General features: G+C 42.9%; 6 protein-coding genes and 1 pseudogene. 1 reads left to right on the forward strand and 6 read right to left on the reverse strand.

Annotated elements, in window-relative coordinates:
• Window positions 1–25 precede the first annotated feature (25 nt).
• Window positions 26–805 (forward strand): ion transporter, encoded by a 780-nt coding sequence (locus QUA38_RS09285; RefSeq protein ID WP_333161084.1) that lies wholly within the window; start codon window positions 26–28, stop codon window positions 803–805.
• Window positions 806–1,010: 205 nt separating this feature from the next.
• On the opposite strand, the gene QUA38_RS09290 is transcribed toward QUA38_RS09285, so the two are convergent.
• The 6 genes and pseudogenes from QUA38_RS09290 to QUA38_RS09315 form a co-directional block, all read right to left on the reverse strand.
• Window positions 1,011–2,387, reverse strand: a complete 1,377-nt coding sequence (locus QUA38_RS09290) for an ATP-binding protein (protein ID WP_333161086.1) — start codon at window positions 2,385–2,387, stop codon at window positions 1,011–1,013.
• A 108-nt stretch (window positions 2,388–2,495) separates the two neighbouring features.
• Complete coding sequence (locus tag QUA38_RS09295) at window positions 2,496–3,851, reverse strand: ATP-binding protein (protein ID WP_445305041.1); 1,356 nt, start codon at window positions 3,849–3,851, stop codon at window positions 2,496–2,498.
• Window positions 3,852–4,573: 722 nt separating this feature from the next.
• A complete protein-coding gene (locus QUA38_RS09300; RefSeq protein ID WP_333161090.1) occupies window positions 4,574–5,140 on the reverse strand; it encodes a hypothetical protein in 567 nt (188 codons plus the stop codon).
• 248 nt (window positions 5,141–5,388) lie between these two features.
• Window positions 5,389–6,954, reverse strand: coding sequence for a hypothetical protein (locus QUA38_RS09305; protein WP_333161092.1), 1,566 nt, complete (start codon window positions 6,952–6,954; stop codon window positions 5,389–5,391).
• Between the two features lie 817 nt (window positions 6,955–7,771).
• Window positions 7,772–8,335, reverse strand: coding sequence for a hypothetical protein (locus QUA38_RS09310; RefSeq protein WP_333161094.1), 564 nt, complete (start codon window positions 8,333–8,335; stop codon window positions 7,772–7,774).
• A 107-nt stretch (window positions 8,336–8,442) separates the two neighbouring features.
• Window positions 8,443–8,724 (reverse strand): annotated as a pseudogene (locus tag QUA38_RS09315) (oligosaccharide flippase family protein); the annotation flags it as partial.

An 8,724-nucleotide genomic window follows, 5' to 3' on the forward strand; every position in this document is an offset into this window, starting at 1 on the left:
ATAAATGGTATTAATTATCTCATCTATGTTAACCCGATCGCAAATTGGATTTTATCTCGAAGACATCGAAACCCCAATTGGCAGAACCGTCAATTTAACTCTTACCGGACTCATTCTCCTATCTTCGACCAGCTTCATCGCCGAAACTTATCCGATTTCGGAAACTGTTAGAATTAATTTCCAAACTCTCGATACAGCGCTTTTAGTTATTTTTGTGTTTGAGTATTTATTGCGACTGTGGTGTGCCGAAAATCGAGTTAAATTTATTTTTAGTTTTTTTTCAATTATTGATTTGCTGGCAATATTACCATTTTTGCTGGGATTTGTCAACGTTAGTTTTATCCGAATTTTTCGCTGGTTTAGAATTCTCCGACTTATCCGGTTTCTGGAATTAAAAATTTCTATTTTCCGCATCAGTAGCGAAGATGGGGTGATTTTTGCTCGAATTTTGTTTACTTTGCTGGCAATAATTTTTGTTTATTCTGGTTTGATTTATCAAGTCGAACATCCGGCAAATCCCGAAAGTTTTGGAACTTTTTTGGATGCTGTTTATTTCTCCGTTGTCACGATGACCACGGTGGGATTTGGCGATGTTACTCCGATTTCGGAATCCGGCCGTTTTCTGACTATTTTGATGATTTTGACGGGAATTGCTCTGATTCCTTGGCAATTGGGGGATTTGATTAAACAATTAGTTAAAAGTGCTAATCACGGAGAAGCGGTTTGTAAAGGTTGCGGTTGGTCTGTACACGATGCTAATGCTAGATTTTGTAAAATGTGCGGCAGTCAGTTAGAGAATGGTTGACTGTTGACTGTTGACTGTTGACTGTTGTACAGATAACGGGTAGGGAAACCGCATTGCCGTGTCCTATACTTCATAAATCAGGAATACAGTGTAACTTCTTGCCTCTTCCTTCTTCCCTCTTCCTGACATCAGTTACATCTGTTACAGAATCCGTTGCCGAACTTCCCTCTTCCTTCTTCCCTCTTCCCTCTTCCTTCTTCCTTCTTTAAGCTAAGGGTAACAAAATTTCAAATTCAGTGCCTCTTCCTAACTCCGATCGCATTCTGAATGCACCGCCGTGTTTGCCCGTCACTATTTGATAGCTAACTGCTAAACTGGTTTCTTTGAGGGCGCGTTTTTCCGTAGAAAATGATTCTATAATTTTTTTGTACTTGCTAGGTGACATTCCTGGCCCGTTATCGGCTATGCAAATCGAAACCCAGCGAACATGAAGTTTATCTAAATCCGGCGCAGGTTCGGGACAGCAGACTTGAGTTGTGATTTCAATTTTAGGCTGGCGATCGCCGTCCCTGAATCCTCCACCTTTGAACTCTTTCGCCAATTCTTGACCCACTGCTTCATTAATTAATGTATGAATAGCATTGGTTAAGATATTCATAAATACTTGGTTTAGCTGTCCTGCATAGCATGGCACTGGTGGCAGGTAGCCGTAGTTTTTCACTACTTGGATTTCCCTGGTCAAACGACTTTTCAGCAGCAAAAGTATGCTGTCTATGTTGGCGTGCAAGTCGGTTGGTTTGGGATAAACATCGTCTATGTGGCAAAAGTTTTGCAAACTGCTTGCCAGCTTGCTCAAACGTTCTGCTCCTGATTTGATGCTGGCAACAGTTCGGAGGAAATCGTTTTGCAAAAAGTCATAGTCGATCTCTTCCTTGAGCCGTGATATTTCCGGCGGGGGGTCAGTACAGTATGCGTCGTAAACTGAGAGCAATTCCATCAAGTTTTTGCTGTAGTCGCTTACGTAGGTTAAATTCCCCCAGATAAAGCCTACCGGATCTAAAATTTCGTGGGCTACTCCGTTGACTAAACGCCCTAAACTAGCCATTTTTTCGCTTTGAATCATTTGAGTTTGGGCTCTTTCGTAACGGACTTGAGTTTCTATGCCACGAATTTGCCAGTAGGCGATGTTTAGTGCGTTAGGGTCTAACAGTCGGTAAGATTGGGAGTCTATTTGAACGACGATTGGTTCTGACTGCAATTCGGGCGATCGACGCAGAGCTTGTGGAGCTGCTGCCAAAATAGTTGTACTCTCTGGGACTAATAATATTTCGACGCGAGCGTAACTGTAGAGAACTTTTAGTGGCAGGTGCAAAAATAGCTCGGGGCCTTGGGGTTTGAGCAAATATTCCAGCAGTTGCCTGCGGGATATCATCCCCGCAAACTCTCCTGCTTCCATCAAGACGACTCCCGGCACTAGGGGATGCTGTTCAAACATTTCGGCAACTGCCACGGCCAAGCAGCTCGATTTAACCTGAAAGTCATACAGGGGCAAATCCCAGAGGGTAGACTCTAGGGAAAGGTCTTGATGGCTACCTTCGGAGAGTGAAGGGCCAATGAGTTTGGAACTGAATTTATTTGCCACTGGAACTTTTAGTTGCCGAAACGCTGGGAAAGTGAAATGAGAATCTACTACTAAGCTACCCTATCATTTCACCGCAGGAGCGAACAACCGAGAATATTCTTGAGTTAATCATGTTGTGCCAACTATAGGCAGGAGAATTTCAAATTCAGTATTCTTACCTGGTTGCGATCGCAATTTGAGTTGGCCACCGTGCTTTTCAGTGACGATTTGATTGCAGATAGCCAGCCCCATACCGCTGCCTTTGCCTGCTGGTTTAGTGGTGAAAAAGGTGTCAAATATCTGCTGGTGATTTTCTGGAGGAATGCCGGGCCCGTTATCGGCAATGCAAATTGCCACTCGCTTGCCGTGTTCGGTTTCTATGACTTTAGTGGTAATTTCGATTTGGGGCTGCCAGTTGTCCGGGTACTGGGTGTGTATTTCTCGATCGGCTGCGTACTCTGTCAGGGCGTCTAGAGCATTAACTAACAAATTCAAAAACACCTGACTCAACTGACCGGAGTAGCCGCTTACTAGCGGCAGTTCGCCGTAATTTTTAACCACTGCTATGCTATTTTTAAAGCGGTTTTTCAATATTAACAGCGTCATTTCCACGCATTCGTGAATGTCTGTCTCCACTGGTTTTGTCTCGTCCATATGAGAGAAGTGGTGCAGCCCGTTAACTATTTTTAGTAATTGCGAGGCTCCCAACTCCATCCCTTCTAAGGTGATAGGCAAATCTTCTTGTAAAAAATCAAATTCAATTTCTTCTTTGAGAGCGTCTATTCGGGGACATGGTTCCGGATATTCTTCTTCATAAACCGACATGAGCTGAAGCAAATGTTCAAAATAGGATAGCAGAAAAGTTAAGTTCCCCCAAATACAGTTCAGCGGATTTCTGATTTCATGGGCTACTTCTGCTACAATTCTCCCCAAACTAGCCATTTTTTCTGTTTGGATGAGTTTGGCTTGGGTTTGTTTGTGGAGCAACTTATTTGTTAATTGATGAATTCTTGATTGAGCAACCATTAATTGGTGTACGTCTAAGAGTTTGTAGCTCTGAGGCGCTACTTCCACTACTACAGGTTCGTAAATTAATTCTCCTGACCTGTAAAGCGATTCCTCGGCGGCTTCTACTATTAATTTACTGCCGGGAAGTATCAGCGGCTCTGGCTTAGAAAACTTGTATAATACCTCTATTGGTCGCTTGAAAAACATTTCTAATCCGTAGCGGCGGTTAATTTTTTCAAAAAATAGACGCCTGGATATTACGCCGACAAAAGTACCCTCCTCTGTCAAAATAACGCCGGGAAGCATGGAATTTTTTTCAAAAGCCTGGGCTACTTCTTTTGCCTGTTGAGTTAATTCAATTTGGCAGTTGTAGAGGGGCAGGTCTAGGAGAGTTGATTCTAAGGAGATGTCCCAAGTACAAATTTCAGGTATATGCAACACTGATAACTCCGAGCTAGTCTCACGCACAGCAAACATAGATGAAACCCCTGTTAAATGTTGTATAGATGGATAACTTAAGTTGCTATTAATTGGTAATGGGTAATTGGAAGAGGGTAGTTGCTAGTTTGTTAAATTAGAATAGTACCCGGTGACCTAACCCGATTACACTAGCATTGTGTGCTAAAGGTTTTGTTTCTAAATCAATGTTAAACGATCGAAGCTTTTGTGGATATTACGGAGTTCATCTGTAAACTTTTTACCATGATATACCTGCGATCGCGTGTTTTCCGAAAATTTTTAATATTTATAATTAATTATTGTGATAAATTATACCATTTTTCTAGTCATAGAAGGGAATTGGAGAACCGCGAGCGGCTTATCAGTGAATATACGGGCATCCTTCGAGGGTTGGAGGGCCCGGATTAGCCATCGTCTAAGGGGCTTGAGGTTCCAACGGTATCGTCAAGACTGGGGTCCAGGCAACAATCGGCAGATTGTACAGCAGAAAGAAGTTCGGCCACGGATTTGCTTTCTTCGGATGTAACCGAATGTAACGGATGGAAGGCTTTAGTTATCGTCGCAAGAGAAGGAAGAAGCAATGTTCCGCAAGGGTTTGTGCAATTAAGAACGTTCTAACCGTATTGGCCGTGGCCATACCACTCAAAAGAAATGCAACTTTAAGCAACTTCCAACCTCGATGGTAGTCAGTTTTTTGCCATCTGCTATCTGCCATCTGCCGTCTGCCGTCTCAAATCGTCTTAGGGTTCAACCTCCGGCCAGAGGCGTTCTAGCTGATACCGCCAAGCCGCGAGAGTATTTTCGCGAGACTCTCGCCCTAGTTCCATTTCACCCATCAATCCCTCTGCGTAGAAACGGTCTAAAGTCTGAAGGGTAGTTTCCACAGACTGTCCCTGCGCTTTCGCAGCTTTGATGATTTGACGGATGCGGCTTTCTATTAAACCGCCGAAAAAGTCAGACAAACCTCTCTCTTGCAAAGCCAGCAGTCTGGCGACAGCGGCTGAGAAATCGGCGGCGGCGAGTGTGGCACAACTGTGCTGAAATACTCCCCACAAAACGTTTTGATGTAAGGCGTAGCGAGTTTCGAGGGTGGTGTCAAAGTTAGCTTCTAGCAGTTTATCAAGAAATGGTTGAGCTTCCTGGGCATCAGCGATCGGCAGCAAAATCCGCAGCCAACTCCCGTCTTCTGAAAGGAGGACTAAGAGGCGAAAATTGGGCGTTTCTACTTGCCAAGAAGTGACAGCAGGCATCTCAACACTGTCACCAAATAAGTCTTGAAGGGTATTGCTAATTTCTTCTGGAGTCATGCGAATTTTGATTTTAGGTTTGAGGTTTTAGATGTGAAATTGCAGGCTGGAGAGTTGGTTTCAAAAGTTTGTAATATTTACCAGTATGGCTTAGTATCAACTCAATTTCAAATTTCAAATTTTAAATCAATTTAGTAAAAGTAGGGTGTGCACCGCGCATATTTCAACGCTTCGTGTTTATGGGCGCACCTTACCCTATTGAGATTTACCAATATCGCTCAATCTAAAACCTAAAATCTCAAATTGATTTATGGTAGCCAGCGGGGGTGATAGCCGGCAAAGGGAAGTTCTTCTGGCTGTAGTTTTGGGGGAGAACCGTCTGCCGGTATTTCTACTAAGGGTAGCAGCCAGAGGCGGCTGGTGGCGATCGACTGTCCACTATCGTTGCGGGGACTGTCTGCTGCTGAGGGAGTTGCTGCTGTGACTGATTGGTCGAAAATTAATGCCAGCCCGTCGGGAGATAAACTGATTTGGGTATCTAATTGGTTGGGCAAAATCAGCAGCGGTTTGATGGTTCCTACCAAACGAGTACCTTCTTTTTTGAGGTCGATGGTGGCGATGAAAGGCTGTTCTTTGTAGCTTTCTGTTTTGAGGCGTTGGGCTAACAAACAGTAGAGACGCTGAATTTGGTTGTCTTGGTTTTTGCGGGGGTCGAAATAAACGGCCATAATGCTGCCAGGAATACGCAATATTTCTTGTTCTACACCTTGGTTATCTAAGATGAAAAGCGATCGAGTAAAGTCGCTGTTGTATTTAACATAGGCGGCGGCAGAGTTGTCCCGGGCCATGCCCAATACTTGTTCGTATTTTGGCAAAAATTCTACTGGGTCTGCTTCGGGTTTGAGGGGGACGATCGCTAATCCTTGTTTTTGAGATATTACCATCGATTTGCTGTCGGGGCGAATCATAAAATCTCCGCCTTGTTCATTTTCCAAGGGTCTGGGTGGCACTTTTTCTTCCAAAATCCAAGGACTGAAATCGCCGGGATTGCGGCGGTTGACGCGCTGGACAACTATGATTTTTCCGTCGGCTGAGAGGTCGAATTTGAGGTTTTGGTAATCTTTGGAGTCTAAGATTTTGTCGATTCTACCGGCTGGGTATTTTTTTTGAGTTCCTGAGTCCGATTGGGGGTTGAGACCGGTGGTGACTGTGAATAGTTCTTGATTTAGAGTGCCGCGAGTACGGGCGATCGATCGATCTGTGGCGGAGAATAAAATGCGATCGCTGTCGGGATACGGTTTAAAATCGGTAACGACTAAATCTTTGGGAGTTAGGGGTATCGGTTTTGAGTCGCTGCTAGTGAGATTGACTAGCATTAATCTGCTTTCTGTTTCGCCTTGGACACCGATGTAAGCAAAAGCTCGATCGCGGCTGCGAAAGGAACTGCTAAACGGTTGCATCGGCGTTCCTTTGTTTTGGTTTTTTTCTCCGAAATACTTGTCGGTTGCTCCGGCGAGTTTGACTGTGTAGGTAACGCCGTAGGGTGCGGGATCTTTGAGGGTGTAAGCCATGCGTCTTCCAGCCCAACTAAATTTACCGGGGAGGGGGGGTTCTAGTTTTAAGTTTTCCTCAACGGTGGAGTGGTTCATCGGCCGAAAGAAGGTGAGGATAAAGCCGGTATCTTCAGCGCCGATTTGTTTGTTTTCCCAGGTAAATTCTCGCACTCTGGGTGCTGTGCGATCGCCGCTCAGCAGCAGCAGTCCGATTAAGACGCTCAGCACTAGCATGAGGAAGATGGCCGTGCGGTCGATCGGCTGTTTGAATGGCAGATTAGCGAAGGGTGAAGAATTAATTTTTTTCTTAAAAATACTCACAAATCTTTCTCTCCTACTTTCTGCTGAAAATCAACTGCCAAATTTTCCCTCTTAAATTTTACTGTCTTGGGCGTACTTCCGACCCTTGGAAACGGTTTTTTTTACCAGCGAAAATGGCTACAACGAAATATGTTGGTAAAAAACTCGGTTTCTGAAAGTGTGTGTGCCTCCAGGAATGAACTAAACTCACGAGCTTAAATCCGTGGAGTCTGCGGCACTTTCAACAGTATCAACCGAGTGGAGATGTGAAATTTTATTTTTACCTTTTAGGATACCTCAGAGCTAAAAATTGCTCGATCGAGAGAGGCTTTGAGGAGAGTATATCACCCTACAATTGTGCCATTTGCGTCCAGGAATATTTGAGATTTGAGATTTGAGATTTGAGATTAAATCTCAAATCGCTAATTATTTAATAGGTTGAGAGTTAACCCTGGCGCTCTACCCATCATCCTAATAATCATGACCCCTGCTTAGATACCTTTCACGAATACTTGACGATTAGTGGGTTGGAAATATTATTAACTGCTGACAGTGTATATGGCGATTCTGGTGCGGGATATAGCTTAGAATATTTGCTATCGTAATGCCTGACCTCAAAATAGTTTAAGTTTGACGGGTGAGGCTTATATATTGAGAAACATTCCAAAATACAAAAAGTCGCTGCACTCTCTAAAGGCCCGACATTCACTACTTGATTTTTAAAAAGGCGACCTGATTTCATCCACTCTTTCATCTGCTTTCTTGACAAACAGTAAAATCCTGAATGAGGATTGCTACACTCAGCAAATTTTACAGTTTCTATCTCTACACTAGATAGTTAAGTCCACGATAGTTGAGCATTTATTGTCAAATCAATGTATCTCTTGGTTCCTTTATACATTTCAAAACGGTGTGGGTAAAGAATAGCATTTTCATACCCACTTTGTCGGTTAAAATTATTTAATTTTTCTAGAATGAAAGCATCGTACAAAACAATGTCATCTTCTATAAATAAAAACCAGTCAAATTTTTCTACTCTTTCGACAAATTCTTCCTGAAGTGTAAACCCTACAAACATGGGGTCGCATTCAGGGCTTTCTTGTATCTCAATGCACTGAATTTGATATTCAGGTAAGTAGGCTGTAACGTGTCTGTTCGGTAGAGTGTGGATAGCAATGCTCAGGTCGCAATGAGCAAAACTCGTCAACAGTCTATCTATTTTGTGCCTGAGTCTCTCTATTTTTTCTGCGCCTTTTTCTGGATTGTTAGATTCTTCAAATGATGTAATGTGTGCGACAGCAGCAAAGACTTTGGGACGTTCTTTTTCTGGTTGTTCGATTTGTTTGAATAAATTTATTATGCCATTTATTTGATAAAAAAACATCAGTTTAGCATACCTCATGGCCACTCGCTATATTTCTTGAAACAGAGCAATTTGTAAAAAGATAAAGTGAATTACTTTTCTTTTTATATTGTGTTCGTCTGAAATATAAACAATCTCCTTTTTGTTTACTGAAATAGTTGATTGATGGGAATTAAATCCATCGGTGATATTTTATCGATTGGCAGACCAAAATCAAAAGCCACTCTAAACCAAATTAGAGTGGCTAGCACCCCTATAAACAGCGCTGTTAATTGAATATCCTGCCAAAAACAAGTTAGTCCTTCTTTCCACAAACCGTAGTTAGTTACTACATAGGTAGGTAGGTCGCCGAGAGCTACAGCAATCACGGCACCTAAATTACCTTTTAAGTGGTATCCCAGCGGTATAGTTATACATAGATTCACAAA

Source organism: Microcoleus sp. Pol12B4, assembly GCF_036701385.1.
Classification (GTDB): Bacteria; Cyanobacteriota; Cyanobacteriia; order Cyanobacteriales; family Microcoleaceae; genus Microcoleus.

What these genes read in the sequence shown, in the direction of transcription:
- QUA38_RS09285 (WP_333161084.1), top strand. Translation starts at nt 26, where the DNA reads ATGTTAACCCGATCGCAAATTGGATTTTATCTCGAAGACATCGAAACC.
- QUA38_RS09295 (WP_445305041.1), bottom strand. Translation starts at nt 3,851, where the DNA reads ATGTTTGCTGTGCGTGAGACTAGCTCGGAGTTATCAGTGTTGCATATA.
- QUA38_RS09300 (WP_333161090.1), bottom strand. Translation starts at nt 5,140, where the DNA reads ATGACTCCAGAAGAAATTAGCAATACCCTTCAAGACTTATTTGGTGAC.
- QUA38_RS09310 (WP_333161094.1), bottom strand. Translation starts at nt 8,335, where the DNA reads ATGAGGTATGCTAAACTGATGTTTTTTTATCAAATAAATGGCATAATA.